This window comes from Leucobacter chromiisoli (assembly GCF_016522505.1).
GTDB classification, from domain to species: domain Bacteria; phylum Actinomycetota; class Actinomycetes; order Actinomycetales; family Microbacteriaceae; genus Leucobacter; species Leucobacter chromiisoli.
The window spans coordinates 126,347-150,955 of record NZ_JAEHOH010000010.1 but is presented as its reverse complement, the minus strand read 5'-3'; the positions used below and the strand labels follow the sequence as shown (position 1 = coordinate 150,955).

22 protein-coding genes are annotated in these 24,609 nt (G+C 69.2%); 8 read left to right on the top strand and 14 right to left on the bottom strand.

What is annotated here, in order from left to right:
• Nucleotides 1-28: 28 nt before the first annotated feature.
• Genes hxlB through JD276_RS08370 form a run of 5 tightly spaced genes read right to left on the bottom strand, consistent with a single transcriptional unit; the run spans nt 29 to nt 4,087 of the window.
• The gene (gene hxlB / locus JD276_RS08390) at nt 29-577 is read right to left on the bottom strand and encodes a 6-phospho-3-hexuloisomerase (protein ID WP_200115192.1); all 549 of its coding nucleotides are present in this window, start codon (nt 575-577) and stop codon (nt 29-31) included.
• A complete protein-coding gene (locus tag JD276_RS08385) occupies nt 541-1,257 on the bottom strand; it encodes an orotidine 5'-phosphate decarboxylase / HUMPS family protein (RefSeq protein WP_200115191.1) in 717 nt (238 codons plus the stop codon). Before JD276_RS08385 ends, hxlB begins: the two co-directional genes overlap by 37 nt.
• Nucleotides 1,254-2,021 carry an ATP-binding cassette domain-containing protein gene (locus JD276_RS08380; protein WP_200115190.1) on the bottom strand — a complete coding sequence of 256 codons (768 nt, stop codon included), beginning with the start codon at nt 2,019-2,021 and terminating at the stop codon, nt 1,254-1,256. The genes JD276_RS08385 and JD276_RS08380 overlap by 4 nt, the downstream gene beginning before the upstream one ends.
• Nucleotides 2,014-3,108 (bottom strand): ABC transporter permease, encoded by a 1,095-nt coding sequence (locus JD276_RS08375; protein WP_200115189.1) that lies wholly within the window; start codon nt 3,106-3,108, stop codon nt 2,014-2,016. The genes JD276_RS08380 and JD276_RS08375 overlap by 8 nt, the downstream gene beginning before the upstream one ends.
• Nucleotides 3,077-4,087 carry an ABC transporter substrate-binding protein gene (locus JD276_RS08370; RefSeq protein WP_200115188.1) on the bottom strand — a complete coding sequence of 337 codons (1,011 nt, stop codon included), beginning with the start codon at nt 4,085-4,087 and terminating at the stop codon, nt 3,077-3,079. Before JD276_RS08370 ends, JD276_RS08375 begins: the two co-directional genes overlap by 32 nt.
• Before the next feature lie 208 nt (nt 4,088-4,295).
• Here JD276_RS08370 and JD276_RS08365 point away from each other — a divergent pair, with 208 nt between their 5' ends.
• From JD276_RS08365 to JD276_RS08355, 3 genes are read left to right on the top strand one after another with little or no spacing between them, the layout of a single operon-like run.
• Entirely contained in the window at nt 4,296-5,321 is a 1,026-nt protein-coding gene (locus JD276_RS08365) for a LacI family DNA-binding transcriptional regulator (protein WP_233615497.1), read from the top strand.
• Nucleotides 5,318-6,352 (top strand): CobW family GTP-binding protein, encoded by a 1,035-nt coding sequence (locus JD276_RS08360; protein ID WP_200115186.1) that lies wholly within the window; start codon nt 5,318-5,320, stop codon nt 6,350-6,352. Before JD276_RS08365 ends, JD276_RS08360 begins: the two co-directional genes overlap by 4 nt.
• A gap of 28 nt (nt 6,353-6,380) precedes the next feature.
• Nucleotides 6,381-7,502, top strand: coding sequence for a DNA alkylation repair protein (locus JD276_RS08355; RefSeq protein WP_200115185.1), 1,122 nt, complete (start codon nt 6,381-6,383; stop codon nt 7,500-7,502).
• A gap of 34 nt (nt 7,503-7,536) precedes the next feature.
• Here JD276_RS08355 and JD276_RS08350 read toward each other — a convergent pair whose 3' ends face one another.
• From JD276_RS08350 to JD276_RS08340, 3 genes are read right to left on the bottom strand one after another with little or no spacing between them, the layout of a single operon-like run.
• On the bottom strand, nt 7,537-8,772 hold the full coding sequence (locus JD276_RS08350) for an MFS transporter (protein WP_200115184.1): 1,236 nt from the start codon (nt 8,770-8,772) through the stop codon (nt 7,537-7,539).
• An 8-nt stretch (nt 8,773-8,780) separates the two neighbouring features.
• The gene (locus JD276_RS08345) at nt 8,781-10,892 is read right to left on the bottom strand and encodes an acetate--CoA ligase family protein (RefSeq protein ID WP_200115183.1); all 2,112 of its coding nucleotides are present in this window, start codon (nt 10,890-10,892) and stop codon (nt 8,781-8,783) included.
• Complete coding sequence (locus JD276_RS08340) at nt 10,892-11,695, bottom strand: enoyl-CoA hydratase/isomerase family protein (RefSeq protein ID WP_200115182.1); 804 nt, start codon at nt 11,693-11,695, stop codon at nt 10,892-10,894. The genes JD276_RS08345 and JD276_RS08340 overlap by 1 nt, the downstream gene beginning before the upstream one ends.
• Before the next feature lie 292 nt (nt 11,696-11,987).
• Here JD276_RS08340 and JD276_RS08335 point away from each other — a divergent pair, with 292 nt between their 5' ends.
• Entirely contained in the window at nt 11,988-13,274 is a 1,287-nt protein-coding gene (locus JD276_RS08335; protein ID WP_200115181.1) for a PucR family transcriptional regulator, read from the top strand.
• 9 nt (nt 13,275-13,283) lie between these two features.
• On the opposite strand, the gene JD276_RS08330 is transcribed toward JD276_RS08335, so the two are convergent.
• The 6 genes from JD276_RS08330 to JD276_RS08305 all read right to left on the bottom strand — a co-directional run bounded on the left by JD276_RS08330 (nt 13,284) and on the right by JD276_RS08305 (nt 19,385).
• Nucleotides 13,284-14,249, bottom strand: coding sequence for a zinc-binding dehydrogenase (locus JD276_RS08330; RefSeq protein WP_200115180.1), 966 nt, complete (start codon nt 14,247-14,249; stop codon nt 13,284-13,286).
• A gap of 16 nt (nt 14,250-14,265) precedes the next feature.
• The gene (locus JD276_RS08325) at nt 14,266-15,363 is read right to left on the bottom strand and encodes an enoyl-CoA hydratase/isomerase family protein (RefSeq protein WP_200115179.1); all 1,098 of its coding nucleotides are present in this window, start codon (nt 15,361-15,363) and stop codon (nt 14,266-14,268) included.
• Nucleotides 15,360-16,517 (bottom strand): iron-containing alcohol dehydrogenase, encoded by a 1,158-nt coding sequence (locus tag JD276_RS08320; RefSeq protein WP_233615495.1) that lies wholly within the window; start codon nt 16,515-16,517, stop codon nt 15,360-15,362. The genes JD276_RS08325 and JD276_RS08320 overlap by 4 nt, the downstream gene beginning before the upstream one ends.
• A gap of 38 nt (nt 16,518-16,555) precedes the next feature.
• Nucleotides 16,556-17,362 (bottom strand): enoyl-CoA hydratase, encoded by an 807-nt coding sequence (locus JD276_RS08315; RefSeq protein WP_200115177.1) that lies wholly within the window; start codon nt 17,360-17,362, stop codon nt 16,556-16,558.
• A gap of 40 nt (nt 17,363-17,402) precedes the next feature.
• On the bottom strand, nt 17,403-18,770 hold the full coding sequence (locus tag JD276_RS08310) for an MFS transporter (protein WP_200115176.1): 1,368 nt from the start codon (nt 18,768-18,770) through the stop codon (nt 17,403-17,405).
• Nucleotides 18,771-19,091: 321 nt separating this feature from the next.
• Nucleotides 19,092-19,385: a biopolymer transporter Tol gene (locus JD276_RS08305; RefSeq protein ID WP_200115175.1), complete on the bottom strand. Its 294-nt coding sequence runs from the start codon at nt 19,383-19,385 to the stop codon at nt 19,092-19,094.
• A gap of 110 nt (nt 19,386-19,495) precedes the next feature.
• Here JD276_RS08305 and JD276_RS08300 point away from each other — a divergent pair, with 110 nt between their 5' ends.
• The 4 genes from JD276_RS08300 to JD276_RS08285 are packed head-to-tail and all read left to right on the top strand — an operon-like array spanning nt 19,496 to nt 24,602.
• Entirely contained in the window at nt 19,496-19,981 is a 486-nt protein-coding gene (locus JD276_RS08300; protein WP_200115174.1) for a pyridoxamine 5'-phosphate oxidase family protein, read from the top strand.
• A complete protein-coding gene (locus JD276_RS08295; protein WP_233615478.1) occupies nt 19,971-21,566 on the top strand; it encodes an SDR family oxidoreductase in 1,596 nt (531 codons plus the stop codon). The genes JD276_RS08300 and JD276_RS08295 overlap by 11 nt, the downstream gene beginning before the upstream one ends.
• Before the next feature lie 58 nt (nt 21,567-21,624).
• Nucleotides 21,625-22,803: a zinc-dependent alcohol dehydrogenase gene (locus tag JD276_RS08290; RefSeq protein WP_200115173.1), complete on the top strand. Its 1,179-nt coding sequence runs from the start codon at nt 21,625-21,627 to the stop codon at nt 22,801-22,803.
• Complete coding sequence (locus JD276_RS08285) at nt 22,800-24,602, top strand: thiamine pyrophosphate-requiring protein (protein WP_200115172.1); 1,803 nt, start codon at nt 22,800-22,802, stop codon at nt 24,600-24,602. Before JD276_RS08290 ends, JD276_RS08285 begins: the two co-directional genes overlap by 4 nt.
• The last annotated feature ends 7 nt before the right edge of the window (nt 24,603-24,609 follow it).

Here is a 24,609-nt window from a genome sequence, read left to right as displayed (position 1 = left end):
GTGGACCTCCACTCGTCAGTCCCGGCCGTCAGAGGAAGTTGGTGTGGCGCGCGGCCATCAACTCGTGCGGCGTACCCCTGCGGTTCATCTGGTCGAGCACGATGCTGTCGAGCAGCACGAGCGCCGACTCCTCGAACAGCGTGCCGCCGAACTGCGCGGACGTCGCCGGGATCACGATGGCCGCGTCCGCGAGATCCTGCAGCGGTGACTCCTGCTGGTGCGTGACGAGCAGCACCCTCGCGCCGACGCCGCGGGCGACCTCGGCGAAGTTCACGCTCACCGGCGTCTTGCCCGAGCCGGAGATCACGACGAGCGTGTCGCCCGCCGCGATCGAGGGCGCCGTGGCCTCCCCCACGAACGACGACGGCAGGTCCATGTGCATGAACCGCATCGCGACCATACGGGCCGCGAGCCCGGAGCGTCCCTGGCCGGTGAAGAACACCCGCGACGAGGCGCTCAGCCCGTCGAAGCGCGAGGCGAACGCCTCGTACGCGTCGGCGTCGAGCCGCTCCGCGACTTCCGCGAGCTCCCCGGTGGTGGTCAGCCACGCTCCGTGGCGATCTGTGCCGCGATCCATTCCGCTTCCTCCTCGGGTCGGGAGGCGCCGGTCACGGACGAGCCGATCACGATGACCTCCGGTGGGTTGGTGAGTACGCGCGACAGGTTGTCGCGGCCGATACCGCCGGCGAGCGAGACGCGGAATCCCGCCCGTCGCCTGGCGCCGACGCGCTCGATGTGGGCGTCGTCCCCCTGGCCCGCGAGGCGGGCGTCGGAGGCGTTGTGCAGTGCGAGCCAGATCTCCTCGCCCGCGCCCGGGCCACCGCTGTCCGGGCCGCCGCCGTCGCGGTCGTCGCGCAGCGACTCCGCGGGGAACTCCCCGTCGAGGATCGTGTCGTAGACGACGGTGACGCCGTAGCGGGCGGCCACCTCGCGCGTGACGCGCCGGGTGGCGGGGGCCGCGTGGGCGACCACCGTCATCATCGACGCGCCCGAGGCGCCCACCATCTCGGCCTCGAGCGCTCCGCCGTCGACCGTCTTGGTGTCGGCCAGCACCGGGATCCCGCGCCCCAGCTCGCGAGCGGTGGTGATCGCCGAGAGCCCGAACCGCTTGAGCACGGGCGTGCCGACCTCGATGATGTCGAACCAGCGGCGCAGGCGCGGGATCAGTGCGAGGTGCTCCGGCGCGTCGATCGCGAGCTGCAGCTGCGGCCGCGACGCCGCGACAGAGGGATCGGTGATCGTCGGTTGTGTGTTCACAGCGGAGCCTCCTCGGCGAGACCGGTGATGACTTTGAGCAGGCTGTCGGGCGTGAAGCTCGAGGTGGGCCGGTCGGCTACCACGCGCCCCAGCCGCAGCACGACCACACGGTCGGTGGCCTCGAGCACGTGCGGCAGGGTGTGCGAGATGAAGATCACGCCGAGCCCCTGCTCCTTCGCCCGCCTCATGACGTTGAGCACCTCTCCGGCTTGACGGGCGCCGAGGTGGTTCGTGGGCTCATCGAGGATGACCACCTTGCGCGCCCACGCGACCGCACGGCCGATCGCCACCGCCTGCCGCTGACCGCCCGAGAACTGGTCGACGGTGCGGCGCACCCCCGCGAAGCCGATCCCCGCGCGATCCAGCGACGCGGCGGCCTCGCGCTCCATCGCCTGCTTGTCGAGGAACCCGAGCTTGCCCAGGACCCCGGGGCGCCGGATCTCCCGGCCCAGGAACACGTTGCCGCTGACGGTGAGATCCGGGCAGAGCCCCGCGTCCTGGTAGAGGGTCTCGACGCCCGACTCGAGGGCGTCGCGCGGCGACTTCCAGGAGTGCTCGCTGCCGTCCATCAGGATCGTGCCGTCGTCGGGCGCGAGCGCTCCCGAGAGGATCTTGACGAGCGTCGATTTGCCGGCTCCGTTGTCGCCGACGAGCCCGATGACCTCGCCCGCGTGGAGGGACAGGCTGGCGTTCTCGAGCGCGACGACGCTCCCGTACGACTTGGAGACGTTCCTCGCCTCGTATACCGGTGTGCGTTCACCCACGGCTCGCTCCTCTCGACTGCCTGACCGAACTCAGCTGCTGCACGCCGACCGCACCCGCGATCAGCACGCCGACGACGACCTGCTGCCAGTAGGGGCCGACGCCGATCAGGATCAGCCCCGACAGCACCGAGGTTGTGATGAGGGCGCCCAGCACCGTTCCCGACATGCGGCCGCTGCCGCCGAACAGGCTCGTGCCGCCGATCACGACGGCCGCGATGGCCTGCAGCTCGAAGCCGAGCCCCGAGGTCGGCGATCCCGATCCCAGCCGGAAGTAGACGAACAGCCCGCCGAGCGCCGCGGTGACGCCCGAGAGCACGTACACCTTCATCAGGTGACGGTTCACGTTGATGCCCGCGCCCCGCGAGGCGAAGCCGTTGGATCCGATCGCCTGCGTCCAGCGGCCGAACTGCGTCTGCTCCATCACGACCCACGCGATCGCGAGCACGACGAACACCACGATCAGCGGAACTGTGACGAGCCCCAGGAACTTCGTCGTGCCGAGGGCGATGACCTCGGACGGGCCGCCCGCGATCTGGACGCCGCGGGTGACGACCAGCGTCATCCCGGCTCCCGCCCCCATCGTCGCGAGCGTTGCGATGAAGGGGGCGAGGCCGACTCTCGTGATGAGCAGGCCGTTGACGACCCCCACCACCGCGCCGACCAGCAGCGCGGCGACCACACCGACCGCGATCGCGATCGCCGCGGGCTGGCCGCCCTCGGTCAGGGCCCGGATGACGAGCGCCCCCGTGACGCCCGAGAGCCCGAGCGTGGAGCCGACCGATAGATCGATGCCCGCCGTCATGATCACGTAGGTCTGCCCGATCGCGAGCAGCATCACGGGCGCCCAGTCCTGCAGGATCGTCGCGAACGCCGGTCGCGACAGGAAGAGCGGGTTCATGACCGTGAAGAACGCGACCATGATCAGCAGGACGAGCAGCAGGGCCGTGTCCTGCCTGAGCAGGATCCGGCGCAACCTCGGCCCGACGCCCTCAGGGGATCCGCCGGCCCCGGCGATCGCACCGCCGGGGCCTCGCACCGCGGTTCCCGCCCCCGCGTCAGTTCGGGTACTGGTACTGGCCGGTCTCATCGAAGTTCTCCTTCGTCATCACCACGTTCTCCATGACGACCTCCTGCTCGACCGACGACGTGTCGCCGTCGATCGCCGCGAGAATGGAGTCGATCGCGAGCGCGGCCATCTCGCCCGGCTTCTGCACGACGAGGGCGGTGTAGACGCCGGCCTCGAGGTCGGCCACCTGGTTGTCGTAAGCGTCGTAGCCGATCAGGGCGATCTCGCCGACGACGCCGGCATTGCGCAGCGCGGCGACGGTTCCGGTGCCCGAGGTGCCGTCAACGGCGAAAATACCGGCGAGGTCGGGGTGCTCGAGCAGGATCGTGCTCACCGCTGACGTGGCGTTGGCTGGCTGGCTGTTGGCGTATTCGACTCCGACGAGCTCGATGTCGGGGTACTCCTCGAGCGCCTCCCGGAAACCCTGCTCGCGCAGCGTGTTGGTGGTGGCGGTGGGGGAACCCGACATGAGGAATACCTTGCCCTCGCCGCCGATCTGCTCGGCGAGGGTCTCCCCCGCCATGCGCCCGCCGTCGAGGTTGTCGCCCGTGATGTGCGAGACGAGCGCGCTCTGGTCGGTCACCGTCGTGTCGACCGTCGCGACGGGGATCTCGGCGCCGACGGCACTCACCACGCTGGCCTGCAGGGCGTCGGGGTCGGTTGGTACGACGATCAGGCCGTCGACCTGCTGGGTGATCATCGACTCGACGAACGGGATCTGCGACTGCGGCGAGTACTCGTCCGGGGCACCCTGCCAGATCAGCTCGACGCCGAGCTCCTCCGCGTGCTCCTCGGCGCCCTGCTGCATGGCGACGAAGAACGGGTCGGAGGCGATCCCCGGCACGAAGCCGATCGTCACGCCCTCCGGAGTCTCGCCGTCTCCCGTCGTCGTCCCCTCCGATGCGCCGCACCCCGCCAGCGCGGCCGCTGCTGCGAGCGCGGCGGCGCTCGCGATCCATCTGCGTACCCGGGCCATCTCGTACTCCTTCGTACTCTTCATCCGACCGCTTCGATGCGGGCGGCCTGCCGCGTCCGCAGCGCGGTCATCGCGCTGCCTGCCTGCGAGGTTACGGGAAGCCAAGCGCTTGCGCAACTAATTGCGCAAGCGCTTGGCAGAGATCCTCTATGCTCGATGCATCGGCAGGATTCGGGGGTCGCGCCGTTGCCTCCTCCGAGGGAGACGTCAGGAGGTCAATGCCGTGGTAACCATGGCCGACGTCGCACGACGAGCCGGAGTCTCCGTGACCACCGTGTCGCACGCGCTGAACAGCACGCGTCGCGTCGCCCCCGCGACCGTCGAGCTGGTCATGCAGGCGATCGCAGAGACCGGATACCGCCACAACCTGACCGCGCGGGCGCTCGCCACCTCGTCCACGACGACCATCGGGCTGGCGATGTCGATCGTGACCAACCCCTACTTCGGGGAGCTCGCCGGGCAGCTCGAGGAGCGACTCCGTCAGGCGGGCTTCTCCCTCGTGCTCGCCAACACCAATGACGATCCCGGCCGGGCACTCGACGTCATCGAGGATCTCTGCGCCCGGCAGGTCTCCGGGATCATCGCGGTGCCCATCGAGGGGAGCCCCGAGCTGACCGAGGCGCTGCGGCGTCTCTCCGAGCAGCGCTTCCCCCTCGTCTTCCTCGACCGGCCCTCGGATCTGCCCGTCGACCAGGTGTACTCTGACGGCGAGCGCTCCGTCTACGACCTGGCCGAGCACCTCGCGCTGCTCGGCCATCGCCGCATCGGGTTCGTCAACGGAACCACCGAGTCGGCGAGCGGGCTGGACCGCCTCGCGGGCTATCGGCGCGCCGTCGAGGCGCTCGGGATCGAGGACGACCCCGAGATGATCATCGAGGGCGAGTCCGACGAGCGCGTCGCGCAGACGGCGGTGCGCCGTCACCTCGGGTCGCCGCGCCGCGCCGAGGCGCTGATCGTGTCGAACAATCAGATGGCGATCGGCGCGCTCCGGGCGATCCGGGAGGCAGGGCTGTCGATCCCCCACGACATCGCCGTGGTGAGCTTCGACGATTTCAAGGGCGCCGACCTGCTGAGCCCCGGGCTGACCGTCGCGAAACAGGATGTGGACCTGCTCGCATCCTCGGCCGTGCGTCTGCTGCTGCGCCAGGTCTCGACCCCCGGACGCGCCCCCGACACCGTGGTGGCGAAGACCCGGTTCGTCCACCGGGAGTCCTGCGGGTGCCCGGCGCGCGGAACGGGAGAGGGAGGACCGCCATGATCCCCGTGATCGCCCTGACCGGGCACCTCGGTGCGGGCAAGACGACGGTGCTCAACCACCTCCTCCGACGCCCCGGGGCAAGGGTCGGCGTGGTCGTCAACGACTTCGGGGCGATCAACGTCGACGCCGGGCTGGTCACCGGCCAGGTCGACGAGGCCGCCTCGATCGCCGGCGGCTGCATCTGCTGCCTGCCCGAGGCGGGCGGCCTCGATCAGGCGCTGTCGCGACTCACCGAACCGCGACTGCGCCTGGACGCCGTGATCGTCGAGGCGAGCGGCGCGGCCGAGCCCCTCGCACTGGCGAGGCTCATCAGGTCCAGCGGCGCGGAGCACGCGCGCCCGGGCGGGCTCGTCGACGTCATCGACGCCGTCGAGCACTTCCGCACCGTCGACACCGGCGGGCTGCCTCCCGCGCGCTACGCCGCGGCGAGCCTCGTGATCGCCAACAAGATGGATCTCCTCCCGCCCGAGCAGCGGGAGACGAGGCTCGCAGAGCTGACCGCGCGCGTCCGCGAGCGCAACCCCGTCGCACCGGTGGTTCCGACCGAGCGAGGAGCGATCGACCCCGCTCTCGTCTTCGACGTCGCCGAGGCGGAGGATCCGCCCGACCAGCTGCCCATCGCCGCGCTGCTGCGGTCCCTCGAGACCGGGCACGACGGCCACGGGCACGACGCTCCCCTGCACGAGCACGCGTCGGCCGTCACGGCGCGCGCCGATGGGCCGGCCGACGCCGGAGCGATCCTCGATCTCCTCGAGGATCCGCCGCGGGGCGTCTACCGGCTCAAGGGGTGCGTGGCGGTCCGCACGCCCCGGGGCGGACGCCGCTACCTGTTCAACCTCGTCGGCGCGTCGATCCACGTCGCACCGGCCCCGCCCCGGAGCGCGGACGGCGCGGACGCCCTCGTCGCGATCGGGCCCGAGCTGGACGAGGCCGAGGTCGGCGCGAGACTCGCCGCGGCCCTCGCGCCGGCGGACCGCGCGGCGGCGGCCGGGCTGCGCAGGCTCCAGAGGTATCGTCGTCTCAGCGCGTGATACGCGGGCGGCGAGGGAGGGGGCATCCATGTCAATGACGGACGAGCTGCTGGGAGCGGCGACCGCGAAGGCGCTCGTCGACGCCCTGGAGGCTGCGGGCGGCGGGCGCCTCGACGGCACCAGGCGCGCGGCCGAGTCGCTCGGCGCGCTGACCCTCAGCGAGCGGTCGCGGGCGCTCGCCCGCGCGATCCTCGCGGATCTCGACGGCGATCGCCTCCGCCTGCTGACGACGGTGCGGCGGGCGGGCGACGATCCCGCTTTCGCGGGGTGGATGCTCTGGCCGGTCGGGCTCGCCGTGGCGTGGCGCTCGGTCGAGGCCGACAGCGCCGAGGGCTTCGACGCGGGCATGACGACGCTCCGGGAGCTGACGCCGCGCATGACGTCCGAGTTCGCGGTGCGGCCGATGCTGCTCCACGACCTGCCGCGAGCGCTCGCCCACATGGCGGAGTGGACCGGACACGACGACTGGCACGTGCGCAGGCTGGCATCCGAGGGCAGCCGACCGCTGCTCCCCTGGGCCGAGCGGATCCCCGCGCTCGTGGCAGACCCGACCCCGACCCGGCGGATTCTCGACACGCTCTACGACGACCTCGAGGAGTCCGTGCGCCGCTCCGTGGCGAACCATCTGAACGACCACAGCCGGGCCCACGCCGCGTTCGCGGTCGACACGGTGACCGGCTGGCAGGCGACCGGTGGCACGCACCTCGCCCGCACCTCCAGGCACGCCTTGCGAACGCTCGTGAAGCGGGGGCACACGGGCGCGCTCGAGCTGCTCGGCTTCCCGCCGGCCCAGGTTGCGGTGTCCCCACTCTCCGTGACGCCGGGCGCCGTCGCACCGGGAGATGCGGTGCGCTTCCGGGCCACGGTCGAGAACACCGGGGGAGAAGCCGCGAACCTCGTGATCGATTACCTGCTCTTCTTCCCCGATGCCCGCGGCAGCGAGCGCTCGAAGGTGTTCAAGATCGCGCAGCGGAGGCTCCTTCCAGGCGAGAGCACCGTGGTCGAGGCCTCGCACGCGTTCCGGGAGCTCACGACCCGGCGCTACTACCCGGGCAGCTACGGCGTCGCACTCCAGGTGAACGGCGTCGTACAGGAGCGCGTAGCTTTCAGTGTGGGGGCGGCGCCGGCGCCACGGTCTCCGGAGGAGTAGACGCGGCGCATCCTCCACGCTCTCCGTTGGCCGCTCAGCTCCCGGCCGTCGCCATTCTCGCGGCACTCTGCTTGTCGACGGCCCACATGGCTGCTGCGCCGAGAGCCGGCCCGATGGCCAGGACGCACAGCGCCAGGTTCCACGAGGCATGTTCCACGATCTGCGGCACCAGCCAGAGCGTCAGTGCCGTCGTCGTGTAACCGAGCGCGAGCTGCAGCGACAGGGCACCGCCGACGTACTCGGGTTCTGCGTTCTCCGCGACGAGTGCGGAGAACTGCGCGGAATCCGCGATCACCCAGAAGCCCCAGAAGCCGCACAGCGCGATAATCACCCAGAATGGCAGGGCTTGGTAGGTGAGACCGAGAGCGAGCGCCGCGGCACCGGAGCACACGAGGCTGATGAACGCCGCCCTCGCACGCCCCCAGCGATCGCTGAGCACGCCTCCGACGAAGCTCCCCACCGCACCGACGCCGATGCAGAAGAACGCCAGAATAGGCGCCAATACCCCGGACGAGGGTCGAGAGAGCTCCGGAAGGGAGAGGATGAACGCCCCCACACCCGCCCACATCGCGTACAGCTCCCACATGTGCCCGACATACCCCACGTTGGCGAGCGCGACCTCGCGCGTGCGCATCGAGCGGAAGCCCGCCGCAAAGCTGAACGGGCGCCGGGGGAACGGATACGGCCCCTGGCCGCGAACCAGCAGCACGACGAGGCCTCCCGCGATTCCGAGGAGGCTCGTGGCGGCGATTACCACGCGCCAGTCGAGTCCTCCGGCGGCGCCCACGAGATGCGGCAGGGCGGAGCCGAGCGTCAACGCACCGATCATGAGACCGAGCGCCTTACCGCGCCCTCGCACGAACCAGGTCGACACCTCTTTCAGGGCCGGAGGGTAGACCAACGCCAGGAACATCCCGGTGCCGAACCTCGCCGGAACCGCCCACATGAGGTCGTCGCACCACAGCAGACCGGCGTTGCAGAAAGCCGCGCCGAACGCCCCGAAGCACATGAGCTTGCGCGGCGACAGGCCGTCGGCGAGACCGCTGGCGGTGCTTCCCAGAGCGCCCACGACGAATCCGCCCTGCACAGCGATAGTGAGCAGAGAGGTCTGACCTTCGCTGAGCTTCCACTCGAGACTGAGCGAGGGAAGAACGAAGGTCGCCGAGAACCACACGCTCATCGTCAGCAGGGTGCTGAGGGCGACGATCCCCACCGCTGTCCCGGGGCGGGACCGTCGCACCCGGCGCACCGCTGTCGATTCGAGGTCCATGGCCGAGTTCAGGCTGCTTCCTTCGCAACGGCGGACGACCGGCCGGCGGTCGCCCACTTCTTCCCCGCAAGAGTCAGGAACCTCGCGCCGCCGATCGCCGCTATCGCACGGTCGACGGAGTCGAACACCGCCACACCGGCTGCTCGCGCTACTCGGGCCAGGTCGCGCACCAAGAGGTCCTGGTGCTCTTCGAACCCGCTTCGGAGTACCAGCGCCAGTGGCGTACCGCGGGTCTCGGCACGAACCATGTCCTCGGTGAGGCGCTTCAGCAGCCGAGCACCGGATTCTGCGCTCTCGATGTCGAAGACGGTGCCAACATCGATGAACGCGCAGATCGCGTCGATGGAATCGTCGAGCGCGACACCGGCGACCATAGCCCCCGTCCAGCACTCGTCTCCACGGAACATCGACCACACCGGGATGTCTACCGGGTTCGCGAGGCTGGCGCCCGGCGCCGCGAAGGGGGCGAGGGCGGCAGACGCTCTCTCGCCGAGACGCGGGACCTCCAAGCCCCAAGCGTCAGCGGTGTCGGCGCCAACCACGGCGACACCGCCGCCGGAGCCGACGATGCCGAGCCCATCCCCGCGGATGCCGGGAGCGAACTGCAGCATCGCCAGGACGTCGAGCAGCTGGTCGAGATCCTCGACCAGCAACACTCCCGCTTGTTCGGCGATGTCGAGGAGCAGCTGCGGGTCGCCTGCGAGAGCCCCCGTATGAGAAGCCGCCGCCGCCCCTCCGGTCGCAGTCCGTCCTCCCTTGAGCAGCACGACCGGCTTGCGGGTGGTGGCGGCGAGACGGAAGAACTCCTCCGCCCCCTCGTCGCCCTCGAGGTAGAACGCGATCACCTCCGTCTCGGGGTCGGCCTCGCAGAACGCGAGCAGCTCGGCGGGAGACACGTCGTCGCAGTTGCCCACCGAGGAGACGAAGCTGAAGTCGAGTCCGAGCTGGGATCCCCTGCGCACTACGTCACCGGCGTAGGTGCCCGACTGGGAGACGACCGCTATGCGGCCGGCCGTGCGGCTGCTCGACTCAGGGGCGATCATCGTGATCCCGAGTCGCGGGGCGTAGTGCCCCATGCAGTTGGGGCCGAGCACTCGCATTCCCCGCTCGCGCAGCTCAGGATCCAAAGGCGGAATATCGGAGGTGTAGACGTGCGCAGCACGGATGCCCTGCTGAGACAGCTCGTCGAGCGCTGTCGGTACGCCGGCGGCAGGGACCACGACCACGGCCTTCTCGATGCCTTCCGGCAGTTCCGAGATCGAAGCCACCGCCTGCAGCCCGCACACCCGATCGCTCGATCGGCTGACCGGTACGATCCGGCCTTGAAAGCCCATCTCGATGAGCCCGCTGACCACCCTGTACCCCATCTTGGAGCGGTCCGCCGACGCGCCGACGACCGCTACCGACCGCGGGTAGATGGCGGGGCGCAGCCCCTGATAGCAGTCGTCGGGATCCGGCGCCTCGGACGGAGCGTCGCATCCCGAACGCTCGATGGCTCGCGCGTCTACGGCCACCACCCTCCCCTCACTCACGACGATGGGGTTCAAGTCGACCTCCGTCACGTTCTCGTTCTCGAGCATGCCGTCCGCCCCTCCGATCGCGAGGAGGGTGTCCACGAGATCGCGGACGCGATCGGGCAACCGCTTCTTCAGCGCACGGCCTACACGGGTCCGCGAGATCAGCCCCTCGGCCTCGGCCTCGCCGAGCGGCGCCATCGCGAACGCCACGTCCTCGAGCTCCTCAATGTCGACACCGCCGTGCCCGAACATCACCACGGGTCCGAACCCGGGCGTGTGCAGACCGCCGATGACCACCTCGACGCCGGGATCCACCATCGCTTCGACGGTCACGCCGCGCACGTCGCTCCCGAGCCCGCGGTGCCTGGCGAGCATCTCGTCGGTCCGCTGCCGGACGTGCTCGGGCCCGATCCCGAGCAGCACGCCCCCCGCCTTGCTCTTGTGGATCACGTCGTCGGCCACGAGTTTGATCGCGACAGCGCGTCCGAGATCCGCGGCGATCCGTTCCGCCTCGGTCCCGTCCTCACAGAATCGCACGACGTTCGCGGATCCTCCATAGGCGAGCACCATCTCGCGCACGATGTCTTCCCTCAGCCGCGCCATCACCGATCCCCCTCGCTCTTCCCAATCGTCCCGGCGACTACCGCATCGAGTTGCGCCTGCAGCCGCGCGGGAGCATCGGGATATTCGGCCGGACGCTTCTCGAGGAACGACGCGACGCCCTCACCGCCATCCGGAAGCTCCCGCACGGCCGCTGCGAGCAACGGCTCGATCCGCTGACCCGTGACCGCTCCGTGGGCGATGGTCGCCGACAGCCCCGTCTTCACTGCGCGCACGACCGAAGGCGATGCCTCGCTGATGCGCGTGGCCAGTTCGACGGCCCGGTCGACCGTCTCCTCGGGATCGCAGATCTGGTCGACGAACTGACAGGCGAGTGCGTACTCCGCATCGACCGGCAAACCGGTCGCGAGCATCCTGAACGCGACGGGATATCCGACGAGGTGCAGCAGCCTGCTCAGCTGGCCCCCCACCGGCACGAGCCCGATCTTCGCGCCGACCGCGCAGAAACGTGCGTTCGTACCCGCGATGCGAACGTCGCAGTTGAGCGCCAGGATGAAACCGGCTGCGTAGGCGTTTCCATTGATCGCACCCACCACGGGCGTCCCCAGCGACGGCGCGAGGACAAAGGCCGCATTGGCCTCCGGATCCCCCGCCGTCTCGGGATTCTCCAGCACTTCTGCGAGATCGTGCCCGGAAGAGAAGGATTGCGTGCCGTCGCCGGTGATTACGATGCACCGTACGGAGGGGTCCCGATCCGCCTCGGTCAGCCGGTCTCGAAGATCGGGGGCCATTGACCCGCTGAATGCATTGCGCTTGGCCGGGTTCGAGATGGTGAGCACCCGCACCGGCCCCTCATCGCGGCAGCCGATCGAAGGCCCCTCATGGTGGTTCGTCCGTTCAGACATCGTCTCCTCGTTCTCTCGTCCTTGAAAGGGCGGGTCTCGCACAGTCGATCGAACGGGTGGCCCCGGGAGAGCTGCCGCGATACTCGCTGAATCCGATGCTGCCCCTTCCCTCTTGTGCTCGAATACACAAACTTCGAGAAGAAGAAGAGCGGTTGTTTGCAATATCCGCAAACAGCTTCCGCACATGCCGTGCAAGAATCGTTGTCGGAGTCGGACGTGAGGGGGCAGCCACATGGGGATTCAGGAGCGCAGTCTCAACGGTTCCGAGCCCCCGACGCTCCCCCGCGCCGAGCACCCCCGGGAACGGTCCCCCCTCGAGACAGCCCGGACGGGGCTCATCCATGAACTGCTGCGGAAACGGCAGGCGATCGCCGACGACATCGTGCACGTCGTCAGCCACGACATCGTGGACTACGGCGAGCTTCGGGCGAACACGCTCTCGGAGGATGTCAGAGAGGCCGCGATCACGACGGTGACGGTGCTCTTGGACAGTCTCCTGCGCCGCGAGACCTACGAGCAGGAGCTCGAGGCCGTCAGACGTTCCGCGGCGCGGCGCGTCCATCAGGAGGTCAGCCTCCCCTCCCTGCTCCACAGCTATCGGATCTGGGGCCGCGAACTCTGGCAGACGGTACTGCGAGAGGCCGGCGACGACTCCCTGATGCGCGACGCGGCACTCGGCCTGGTCAGCGACATCCTCGACTTCGTCGATCGGATATCGGTCCTCGTCGCACAGGTGTACCTGGAGGAGGCGGCGGGAGCCTACCGAGCCCGCGACGTGCTGCGCAGCGATGTGCTCGAGTCCCTCCTGATCGGCAAGTCGCTCTCGGACAGAGCCAGAATCGACATCGCCCGCTTGAATCTCAGCGAGGATTCGCGCATCGCCGTGGTGCTGGTCCGCCTCAGCAGCATCGCTCCCGAACGCATCCGCACGGAGTCGCTGCGCGTGCTGCAGGCCATCCGCGAGACCGTCGCCCCGCTCTCCAACACCCTGCTCGGGGTGCGCGAGAGCGACGTCATCTGTCTGGCCCGCATCGGCAGAGACTCCAGCCTCGAGGCCGTCATCGAGGCGGTCCGTACCATCGCCGAGCACCGGCCCGCCTGGCGTGTCTGCATGGGGCGCCCGCACGATGGCATCAACGGCGTCCCCCGCTCGTTCCACGAAGCCCAAGAGGCCGCCATCGTCGCCGCGGCGCAGAAACGGGAGGGCCGGGCGACCCTGTTCTCGGAGGTGATGCTCGACAGGATCCTCGTGCACAGCGACTACGGAGAAGAGCTGATGGACGAGTTCGTCCGGCCGCTCCTCGACTACGACAAGCAGCACTCCTCGAGCCTCGTCCGCACTCTGCAGGCATACATCCGGAACGACCTCAACCTCTCGCGCACTGCGAAGAGCCTCACCGTCAGCCCGAATACCGTCGCTTACCGCATCAAGAGAATCGGAGAGTTGACCGGTCAGGATCCCGCGACCTCCTCCGGGATCCTGACCTTGACGCTCGCCCTGCGCCTGCACGACGGGTGAGGCGCGGGATCAGGGGACCAGTACGACCTTGCCCTGCACGCTCTCCGACTGCAGCACCTCGAGCCCTTCTCGGGCCTGAGACAGGGGCCTCACCGAGTCGATGTGAGGGCGGATCCCCGTCGTCTCGAGCAACGAGAGCAGTTGCGAGAGCTCTTCTCGCGTCCCCATCGTCGAGCCCAGCACCCTCAGCTGCAGAAAGAACACGCGGTTCAGCTCCGAGGGCGGATTCTGGCCGCTCGTAGCTCCGCAGGTCACGATGGTGCCGCCCGGTTTGAGAGACTTCAGCGAGTGCGACCAGGTGGCCTGCCCGACGTTGTCGATCACTGCGTCGACCCTCTCGGGCAGCCGTGCCCCGGATTCGAAGGACTCGTCAGCACCCAGAGATCTCGCGAAGGCGCGTTTCTGCTCGCTGCGACTCGTCACCCAGACGCGGAGCCCCGCAGCCTTCGCCAGAACGATGGCGGCGGATGAGACGCCACCCCCACCGCCCTGGATGAGCACGGTCGTACCGGGCGCGAGGGCGGCTTTGATGAACAGCATCCGATAGGCGGTGAGCCATGCCGTCGGAAGGCAGGCGGCCTCCTCGAATGAGATCGCAGCCGGCTTCGGTACGAGATTCCGACGCGGCACCAGCACCTGCTCCGCGAGCGTGCCGTCGTAGACCTCAGAGAGAAGCGAGCGCTTCGGGTCCAGCGTCTCGTCGCCGGCCCATTCGGCAGTGGAGATCACCGAGTGCACGACCACCTCGTTGCCGTCCTCGTCGACGCCGGAGGCGTCGCCTCCGAGAATCATCGGCAACTGTTCCGGGCGCAGCCCCACCCCACGCAGCGACCAGAGGTCGTGGTGGTTCAGGGAGGCCGCGCGCACGCGCACCTTCACCCACCCCTCGCGTGTCTCGGGCTCGGGCCGATCACCGACCCTCAGACCTTCGAGCGGGTTCGAGTCATTCATCGACGCAACATATGCAGCAAGCATTCTTCCGATCCTTCTTCTATTCGCTTCTCATCCGGCTCTTCGAGCCGCGGACCCTCGGTTCGGACGGTCGTCGCTCATGTGTCGAAACAAGCTCGTCGACCAGCGCTCCGGGCTCCCACAGCGCATTTCCCGCATGATCCAGTCCCCGGAAGCGGGCCCGACCCCACTGAGGATTCTTGTCCTTGTCGACCAGCATCGCTCGGACGCCCTCGATGAAGTCGTCTGTTCTCGTTATCTGCCCCGCGAGGGCGAGCTCGGCGCGCAGGCATGACTGCAGGCTCTCCTTTCTCGCCCAGCGGAGCAGGGCGTGGGTTACCTCGAGGCTCTGCGGCGACATCGATCTCAAGGTTGCGCGCACCTGCTCCGACCATTCGGATCCGTCGACCTCGAGCCGACCGAACAGCTCGGCGACGGAGTGAGCGCTGAATACCTCGTCGATGCGCCCGCGGTGCCGCGCGACCTCGCTCGGTGGAGCAGGCCGCGTGAAACGGTCGACCACCTCGGCCACCGTCTCTTCGCCACCATGCACCAGTGCGTCGAAGAGCTCCTGGGCGTCGAGCTCGGCGACGTAGTGCGTGCCGAGCCCGCCGTGCATCGCGTCACCCGGAGAGATCCGGGCGCCCGTCAATCCCCAGTACGCGCCCAGGGCTCCCGGCAGACGCGAGAGGAAGTAGCTCGCACCGACATCCGGGAAGAAGCCGATCGCGGTCTCGGGCATCGCCATCAGCGAATTCTCGGTGACCACGCGGATCCCCCCGTGGATGGAGAGGCCCATTCCGCCGCCCATGCACACGCCGTCGATGAGGGAGAGGAACGGGGACGGATAGGTGGCGATCCGCTCATTCAGACGATATTCGCTCGCGAAAAAGCTGCGGCTCCGCTCGAACGCCCCCTCGAGGGTGTTCGAGCGGATCGCCCGGATGTCGCCGCCGGCGCAGAACGCTTTCGGATGGGTGCTGTCGAGCATCACTCCCCGCACCCGCCCTTCCCACTCGTCGAGCGCTGCTGCTATGGACCGGATCATAGGCTCCGTCAGCGCGTTGAGGGCGACGGGACGATCCAGTGTGATGCGTCCGAAGCCGCCTTCCAGCGAGGTCAGCACTTCTCCGCTCATGTGCGGGTCCCGTCCGATGCCTGAGGATCGTAGGCCTGCACATACAGGCTCTCGATCTCTTCGGCGGTGGGAAGGATCGGATTATTGGCAGGAGACCCGGAGTCGATCGCCTGTCGCGCCATCGTCGGGATCAGCTCTTCCCAGGCGTCGCGTTCGATGCCGTAGCTCGCGGGCGAGGGCACCTCGAGGTCGGAGCACAGGCGTCTGAGCCACTCCACCAGCGCACGGGCCGCGACCGCGTCGTCGGTGGCGGCCGTCGCAGCCCCCAGCGCACGAGCGACGTCAGCGTATCTGCTCTCGGCTCCGCCGATGGAGAAGCCGGTCACAACGGGTAGCAGCATCGCGTTGGAAAGTCCGTGCGCAATCCGGAAGTTCCCGCCGATCGGACGGCTCATGCCGTGGATCAGCGTAACGCTCGCATTCGAGAACGCTATCCCGGCCTGTAGAGATGCCAGCATCAGGGCCTCTCTGCCGGCCCGGTCGCCGCCGTCGGCGTAGACCTCACGAATGCACGAGCTGCTCGCTCTGAGTGCCGACATCGCCATCGAATCGGTGAAAGGCGTTGCCTTACGGCTCACGTAGGCCTCGATAGCGTGGCACATCGCATCCACCGCGGTGTCGGCGGTAAGGCGAGAGGGCTTCGAAAGCGTCAGCTCGAAGTCGAGGATCGCTGCGACCGGCAGGAATCCCGGCCCCGCGCACAGCATCTTCTCGTTCGTCTCACTGTCGGTGATCACGGAGAACTGCGTCGCCTCCGATCCGCTGCCCGCTGTCGTCGGTACGGCGACCACCGGCAGTGCCGGACCGTAGTTGACCCGTGGGGCCTTGTAGTCGCGCATCGCGCCGCCCTGGGCGCTGAGCATGGCCAGCGCCTTGCCCGTGTCAATCGGGCTGCCCCCGCCGACGGCCACGATCGCATCCGCGTCGTGCGACCGGACCGCCTCGACTCCTGCCTCGAGCGAGGCCGTCGTGGGATCGGGAACGGTCTCCGAGAACACAGCCGGTTCGAGCCCCGACTCGCGGAGGTGCCCCATCACCAGCTCGGCCGTGCCGGTGGACACCATGAACGCGTCGGTGACGACGAGGGGGCGCCGGGCACCCAGCGTTCTCACGAGTTCTCCGACCTCTGCGATCGCGCCTCCGCCGACTCGCATCGTGCGGGGCAGCATGATCTGTGCAGCCATATCCAGCCCTACCTGTTCGTGTACTTCGCCGGACGCTTCTCGAGGAAGGCGGCCATGCCCTCTTTCTGTCCCTCGGTCGCGAACGCGGCGTGGAAGAGACGGCGCTCGTAGCGAAGCCCGTCGGCGAGCGGGGTCTCGAATGCGCTGTTCACCGCCTCCTTCGCCATCAGCACAGCCGGCCGCGAGAACGCGGCGATCTTCTCCGCGGCGAGGAGCGCCTCATTCAGGAGGTCGGACGCCGGTACGACCCGCGCGACGAGGCCCATGCGCTCCGCTTCCTCAGCATCGATCATCCGGCCGGTGAGCACCATCTCCATCGCCTTCGACTTGCCCACCGAACGGGTCAGTCTCTGGGTACCTCCCGCTCCGGGCAGAATACCGATGCTGATCTCGGGCTGCCCGAACTTCGCACTGTCGGCGGCGATGATGAAATCGCACATCATCGCCAGCTCCGCTCCGCCTCCGAGCGCATACCCTGCGACCGCGGCGATCACCGGTTTGCGCCCCTTCGATGGAGCCTCCCACGTGCTCGTGATGAAGTCCGCGAGGTACACGTCGGAGAACGACTTCGGCTGCATCTCCTTGATATCGGCGCCGGCCGCGAAGGCCTTCTCGTTGCCGGTGATCACCACGGCGCCGACCTCCTCATCGCTCTCGAACTCCTCCAGCGCGTCAGTCATCTCGGCGGTCAACGCATCGGAGAGAGCATTGAGCGCCTTGGGGCGATTGAGGGTGATGAGGCCGACCGCCCCCCGCTTCTCCACGACGAGGTTGTCGTAGTCCCCGAGCTGGACGGCGTTCGTGTTTTCAGACATCGCATTCTCCTTACAGAGGGTCGTTCGTATTCCGAGCGGGTCAGTTCTCGATGGGCGTACTCTGAACCATGCGCCTCCTGGGGGCGCCCTCGCCGATCTCCGCGAGATCGACCCCCGCCGTCTCGTCCATGATCAACCAGCCGACGAGCGCCAGGGCGCCGAGGCCGACGATGTACGCCGAGAAGACCCAGGACATGCCGATCGAGGCGAGCCAGGTGTTGAGGTACGGGGCGGTTCCGCCGAAGATCGCGACGGACAAGGAGGTGACGAACCCCACACCAGTGGCACGTGCCCGAGTCGGCACCTGTTCCGCCATCAACGTGGGATAGATGCTCGAGACCGAGGCCCAGATGAGCAGGCCCAGTCCCTGCATCAGGAAGAGCGTCCAGGGCTCAGTCCCCAGGATCCATGAGAGCGGGAACGCCATCACCATGATCGAGACGCCGGCGATCATCACTATCGGGCGGCGACCGATCTTGTCCGAGAGCAGGCCGAACAGCGGAAGCGCGACGAGCGCGACGACCTGGGCGAGGGTGCTCGCGATGTATGCGCCCTGACTGTCCATGCCGTGCTGTGCGATGGCGTAGCTCGGCGCGAAGGTGGACCAGGTGTAATACGCGACATTGGTGCTGCACGAGAGCAGCACGATGCGGAAGACGATCTTCGTGATCTCACGACGCGAGAGCGGTGTGGGGACCTTCACCGGTTGGGTCTTCTCCTCTTCGTAGACGGGGCTCTCGTCGATCGAGCGCCGGATATAGATCGCGATGATGCCCAGCAGTGCGCCGACGATGAACGGAACACGCCATCCCCAGCTGTTCATCGCAGGCTCCTCGAGGACGCTGGTGAGGACGGCGCCCATGCCGGTCGCACCCATGACGCCGAGAGTGACGGCGACGTAGATCCAGCTGACGAAGAAACCGCGGCTCTTGATCGGTGCCGCCTCCGCGATGTACGTATAAGCGACACCGGTTTCACCGCCGTGCGCCAGCCCCTGTACGAGCCGCGTGATCACCAGCAGCACGGAGGCCCACCAGCCGATCTGGGCGTAACCCGGGAGTACGGCGATCAACAGACTTCCGATCGCCATCAGGATCATGGTGATGACCATCACCATCTTGCGCCCCAGTTTGTCGCCCATCCTGCCGAAGATGACACCTCCCAGCGGGCGAGCCAGGAAGCCCACGGCGAATACCGCCAGCGCGGAGAGCGTGGCCGAGGTCGGGTCGGCGGCGTCGAAGTAGCGTGCGGCGATATACGGCGTGAACACCGCGTAGATGGTCCAGTCGTACCACTCCAGCAGGTTTCCGAATATGGAGGCCCTCAGCGCCTGGAACCGCTGATCCTTGGTGAAGCGGATCCTCTCCGGCCGGCCAGTTTCCAAACTCACGCTCTGCACGTCGCTCATAAGTTCTTGTCAACTCCCTTGTCATCAAGATTCGCCAGCCGCGCTACACAGGCTGGACACGGTTCTTCCGAACCTTTCGCGCTCTACGACGTCGTAAGGTCGAGGCCCGGATCACGGCCCCGGCGACTGCCAGGAGACCGTACAGAGATACTGACGGCCCCCGCAGTCCCTCGATCATTCCGTTTTCTAGAACTTTCCAGCCTCCCCGTAGGAGAAAGCGCAAACGGCTCCTTCACGGCCGACCCTCTCGAGAGCAGAGCGGGCAGAGGGATCGTAGGTGGAGGCAGGGGCTCCTCCCCTGCCCGCGACGGCGTTCCCGTCTCACCCCCGCAGGCGCCGAAGGCGATCCTCGGCCCGCTCCCGCCGATCCTCGGCGCTCATCTCCCACCACGGGGTTCCGCGCTCGCCGAGCCCCTCCTTGGCCAGCTGCACCCGGTCGCGGAGGGCGCACCGATCCTCGTCGCTCTCCGTCGTGCGGATGCGCGACCTCGCGCGGCCGAGCTCCGAGCGCAGGGCCGCGGCCACCTCGTCGGGGATCAGCGGGTCGGAAGCGCGCCAGCGTCGGCCGCCGACCACGATGTAGCGGCCGTCTTCGGTGCGTTCAGGCGAGGTCATCGTCCGATATATACCCCGTGAGACGGATACCCGCAACGGTGGGGCGCACGGGAGGATACCCCGGTAGCATCGCCGGAACGTTCGATTCGACGGGGAAAGCGGGGAAGATCATGACCGGAACAGAGGAGCTCACGCAGGATCAGGTCGTCGACATCATGCGGGGCGAGCGCTTCGTGATGCTGTCGACCGCGACGCCGGACGGCAAGATCGTCTCGCACCCGATGACGCCGCAGGAGGTGACGGATCGCGGGGAGGTCTGGTTCTTCATCGGACTCCAGGGCGACCAGGCCGACGCGATCCGCGCGAATCCGCAGGTGAACCTCGCCTTCGCCGAGACCGGCAGCTGGCTGTCGGTCGCTGGCGTCGCCGAGTTCGTCGAGGATCGCGCCAAGGTGGAGGAGCTCTGGGACGGCCAGGTGGACTCCTACTTCGACGGCGGGAAGGACGACCCGAATCTCAGCCTGCTGAAGGTCACGGGCGAGTCGGCCCAGTTCTGGGGCGTGCCGGGCGGAGGCGTCGTGGCGGCGCTCAAGATCGCCGCCTCACGGATCCGCGGCACCGAGGGCCCGGGAGTCTCGGGGACCGTTGACCTCTGAGCGGCCGGAGGAGCTGAGCTCGCCGACCGGCCGGGAGCCCGGGCTCCGCGCGGTGCCGCGGCCCGACGGCACCGCCCCTCGGGCCCTCGTGCTGGGGGCCACGGGGTACGTGGGCGGCAGGCTCGTGCCTCGGCTGCTGAGCGCCGGCTACGCCGTGCGCGCCCTGTCGCGCAGCCCCGAGCGGACGGGCGCCTTCCCCTGGCGCGACGAGGCGGAGGTCGTCCCCGGCGACGCCGCGGACTGCGAGGCCCTCGCGGGAGCGATGCGCGACGTCGACGTCGTGTACTTCCTCGTGCACTCGATGTCGGCCGGTCGGGGCTTCGCCTCGACCGACCGCGCGATCGCGCAGAGCGTGGCGGCGGCGGCCAGAGCGGCCGGGGTCGGGCGCATCGTCTACCTGAGCGGCCTCGCCCCCGAGGGCGACGGCGTCGAGCTCTCCCCCCACCTCGCCTCGCGCCGCGAGGTGGGACGGATCCTGCTCGACTCCGGCGTCCCGGTGCTGGTGCTGCAGGCCGGGGTCGTCATCGGATCCGGCTCGGCCTCGTTCGAGATGATCCGGCACCTCACGGAGGTGCTCCCCTACATGCCCGCGCCCCGCTGGGTGCGCAACTTCATCCAGCCGATCGCCGTCCGCGACGTGCTGCACTATCTCCTGGCCGCGGCGAGGACGGATCCGTCCGTCAGCCGCACCTTGGACATCGGCGGCCCCGACGTGCTGCGCTACGGGCAGATGATGAACGGCTACGCCGTCGAGGCGGGGCTTCCGCAGCGGCGCATCGCCGCGCTGCCCGTGCTCACGCCCCGGCTCGCGTCGTACTGGGTCGGCCTCGTCACGCCGGTGCCCCGGCGGCTCGCGCAGCCCCTCGTCGAGTCGCTGCAGCACGAGTGCGTGGTGAAGGATCGCGACGTCGACGACGTCATCCCTCCGCCCGAGGGCGGCCTCACCGGGTACCGGCAGGCGGTGCGGCTCGCGCTCGGCCGGGTCGAGACCGACGTGATCGAGACGAGCTGGGTCGACGCGAGCCTGCCCGGGGCGCCCAGCGATCCGCTGCCGAGCGACCCCGACTGGGCCGGGCGCACCGTGTTCACGGACGCCCGTTCGCGGGCGACCACGGCCTCCCGCGACGACCTCTGGTCAGTGATCGAGAGCATCGGCGGCGCCAACGGCTGGTACTCGCCGTCGCTGCTGTGGCTCGTGCGCGGCTGGATGGACCGGGTCGTCGGGGGCGTGGGATCGAATCGCGGCAGGCGCAGCCGGGCCCGCCTCGCGGTCGGGGACGCCGTCGACTTCTGGCGCGTGGAAGCGGTCGAGCGCGGCGCGCTCCTGCGGCTGCGCGCCGAGATGAAGGTGCCGGGAAGCGCCTGGCTCGAGATGGGCTGCGTGGAGGCCGACGGGGAGCTGCGCTACACGCAGCGGGCGGTCTTCTTCCCCTCGGGGCTCGGCGGGCGTCTCTACTGGCTGTGCGTGCTGCCCTTCCACGGCGTCGTCTTCACCGACATGGCGCGCCGCATCGTGGCGCTCGCCGAGGCGGGAGGGGCCCGCCCTCCTTACGACACGATCGGCCGGGAGTCCAGGCCCTTGTAGCGTCGCACCGCGGTCGGAACGATGGGGAGCAACCCGCCCCGACCGAAGGAGACGAATCGTGCGAGCTCTCACCTGGCAAGGCAAGCGGAACGTGAGCGTCGAGACGGTGCCGGACCCGATCCTGCAGGAGGCCGACGACGTCATCGTGGAGGTGACCTCGACGGCCATCTGCGGCTCCGACCTCCACCTCTACGAGGTGCTCACCCCGTTCATGGACCGCGGCGACATCATCGGCCACGAGCCGATGGGGCGGGTCGTGGAGGTGGGGGCGGAGTCGAGCCTCGCCGTCGGCGACCGCGTCGTCGTGCCCTTCACGATCTCGTGCGGATCGTGCTGGATGTGCAGTCGGGGGCTGACCACGCAGTGCGAGACGACCCAGGTGCGGGAGTACGGATCCGGAGCCGCGCTGTTCGGCTACTCCCGGCTCTACGGCTCGGTTCCCGGCGGGCAGGCCGAGTACCTGCGCGTGCCCTACTCGAGCTTCAACCCGATCAGGGTCGGCACCGACCTCCCCGACCACCGCTATCTCTTCCTCAGCGACATCCTCCCTACGGCCTGGCAGGGCGTGCAGTACGCGAACGCGGGGCCCGGCGACGCCCTCGCCGTCTACGGGCTCGGCCCCGTCGGGCAGTTCGCCGCGCGCATCGGCGCCTTCCTCGGCGCCGAGGTGTACGCGATCGATCCCGTCCCCGAGCGCCGGGAGCTGGCGGCGCGCTACGGCGCGCGCACCTTCGACCTCACCGACGACGTCAACGACGAGATCCGCGACGCCACGCAGGGCCGCGGGCCCGACGCGGTGATCGACGCGGTCGGCATGGAGGCCCACGGCTCCCCCGTCGCCAAGGTCGCCCACCAGGCCGTGGGGCTGCTCCCCGACCCGGTCGGGCGCAAGCTGATGGAGACGAGCGGGGTCGACCGGCTGGCCGCGCTGCACGCCTCGATCGATCTGGTGCGCCGCGGCGGCACCGTGTCGCTCAGCGGCGTCTACGGCGGGCAGGCCAGCCCGATGCCGATGCTCTCGCTGTTCGACAAGCAGATCCAGCTGCGCATGGGCCAGTGCAACGTGAAGACCTGGATCGAGGATCTCCTGCCCCTCGTCGAGGATCCCGAGGATCCGCTCGGCACCGAGGATCTCGTCACTCATCGCCTTCCGCTGTCGGAGGCCCCGCAGGCCTACGAGATGTTCCAGCAGAAGAGCGACGGCTGCATCAAGGTCGTCCTGGACCCGCGCTCATGAGCGGCGCGGCGGACCAGCGGGGCCAGGTGGCCGACCTCGTCGTCGAGCGACTCGCGGAGTGGGGTGTACGGCGGATCTACGGCTACGCCGGCGACGGCAACAACCCGCTGCTCGGAGCGCTCCGCCGGGGTGCGGAGGCGCCGGAGTTCATCCGGGCGAAGCACGAGGAGGGTGCGGCCTTCATGGCCGTCGGCGAGGCCAAGTACACGGGCGGGGTGGGGGTGGTGACCTCCACGCAGGGACCGGGCGCCGTGCACCTGCTGTGCGGCCTCTACGACGCGAAGCTCGACAGCGCACCGGTCGTCGCACTGGTGGGTCAGCAGCACACGAGCGTCCTCGGCTCCGACTACCAGCAGGAGATCGATCTGCAGCACCTCTTCCACGACGTCGCCTCGCCGTTCGTGCAGATGGTGTCGTCGCCCGAGCAGCTGCCCATGGTGCTGGATCGGGCCTTCCGCTCGGCGCTCACCCGAGCCCAGCCCGCCGTCGTGATCCTGCCCCACGACGTGCAGCAGGCGCCGACGCCCGAGCTCGGCCAGTCGCACGGCGTCGTCGTCACGGCGCCGCGCTGGACCACGGGCCGCCTGCTGCCCCGGGACGAGGATCTTGACGCCGCGGTCTCGGTCATCGAGGCCGGCGAGCGGATCGCGATCCTCGCGGGCCGCGGGATCGCCCATGCGCAGGAGGAGGTGGTGCGGCTCGCAGAGCGGTTGGGCGCCGGCATCGCCACGAGCCTGCTCGGCAAGCCCTACGTCGACGAGTCGCACCCGCTGTCGGTCGGCACGATGGGGCACCTCGGCACGACGGCCTCGGCCCGCCTGCTGCAGGAGTGCGACACGCTGCTGATCCTCGGCTCGAACGATCCGTGGACGGAGTTCTACCCGCCGCCCGGTCAGGCGCGGGCGGTGCAGGTCGACGTCGATCCCGCGGTCATCGCGGGCCGCTACCCCGTCGAGGTCGGGCTCGTGGGCGACAGCGCGGCGACCGTCGAAGCCCTCCTCGAGCGCGTGGAGCCGCGCGGGGAGACGGCCTGGCGGTCGGAGGTGGAGCGCCAGGTGCGCAACTGGCACGAGATCTCGCGTCTGCGCTCGGAGGTGCCGGCGGATCCGCTGAATCCCGAACTCGTCGTCAGGCGATTCGGCGAGCAGCTGTCGGGCGACTGGCAGCTGGCGATCGACGTAGGCAGCGCCGTCTACCACTACGTGCGGCAGATGCGGCTGCCGACCTCCGTGCCGGCGCACCTCTCGAGCACCCTCGCGAGCATGGGCTGCGGGATCCCGTTCGGCATCGCGGCCAAGGAGAACGCACCCGACCGCCCGGTCGCCGTGCTCGCCGGCGACGGCGCCATGCAGATGCTCGGCAACACCGAGCTCCTCACGCTCGCGGAGCGCTGGCGGCGGTGGCGGGATCCGCGCTTCGTCGTGCTCGTGCTCCACAACCGGGATCTCGCCGAGGTGAGCTGGGAGCAGCGGGAGATGGAGGCGCAGCCGCGCTTCGAGGATTCGCAGGAGGTGCCCCGCTTCGACTTCGCCGGTTACGCCGAGCTCCTCGGCTTCCGCGGCATCCGGATCTCCCGTTCCGAGGACGTGCCGGCGGCGCTGGAGGAGGCGTTCGCCACGGATCGGCCGGTGATCGTCGAGGCGCTCACCGACCCCGACGTGCCCCTGCTGCCGCCCTTCCCGCACGGCCGCGAGCAGCTCGACTCCATGCGGGTGGGCCTGCGGGCGGAGGGAGCCGCGGGCGCCCGCGGGCTCGGACTGCTCGACGCCTACGTCCGTATCGAGGAAGCGCACGGGTGAGGAGCGC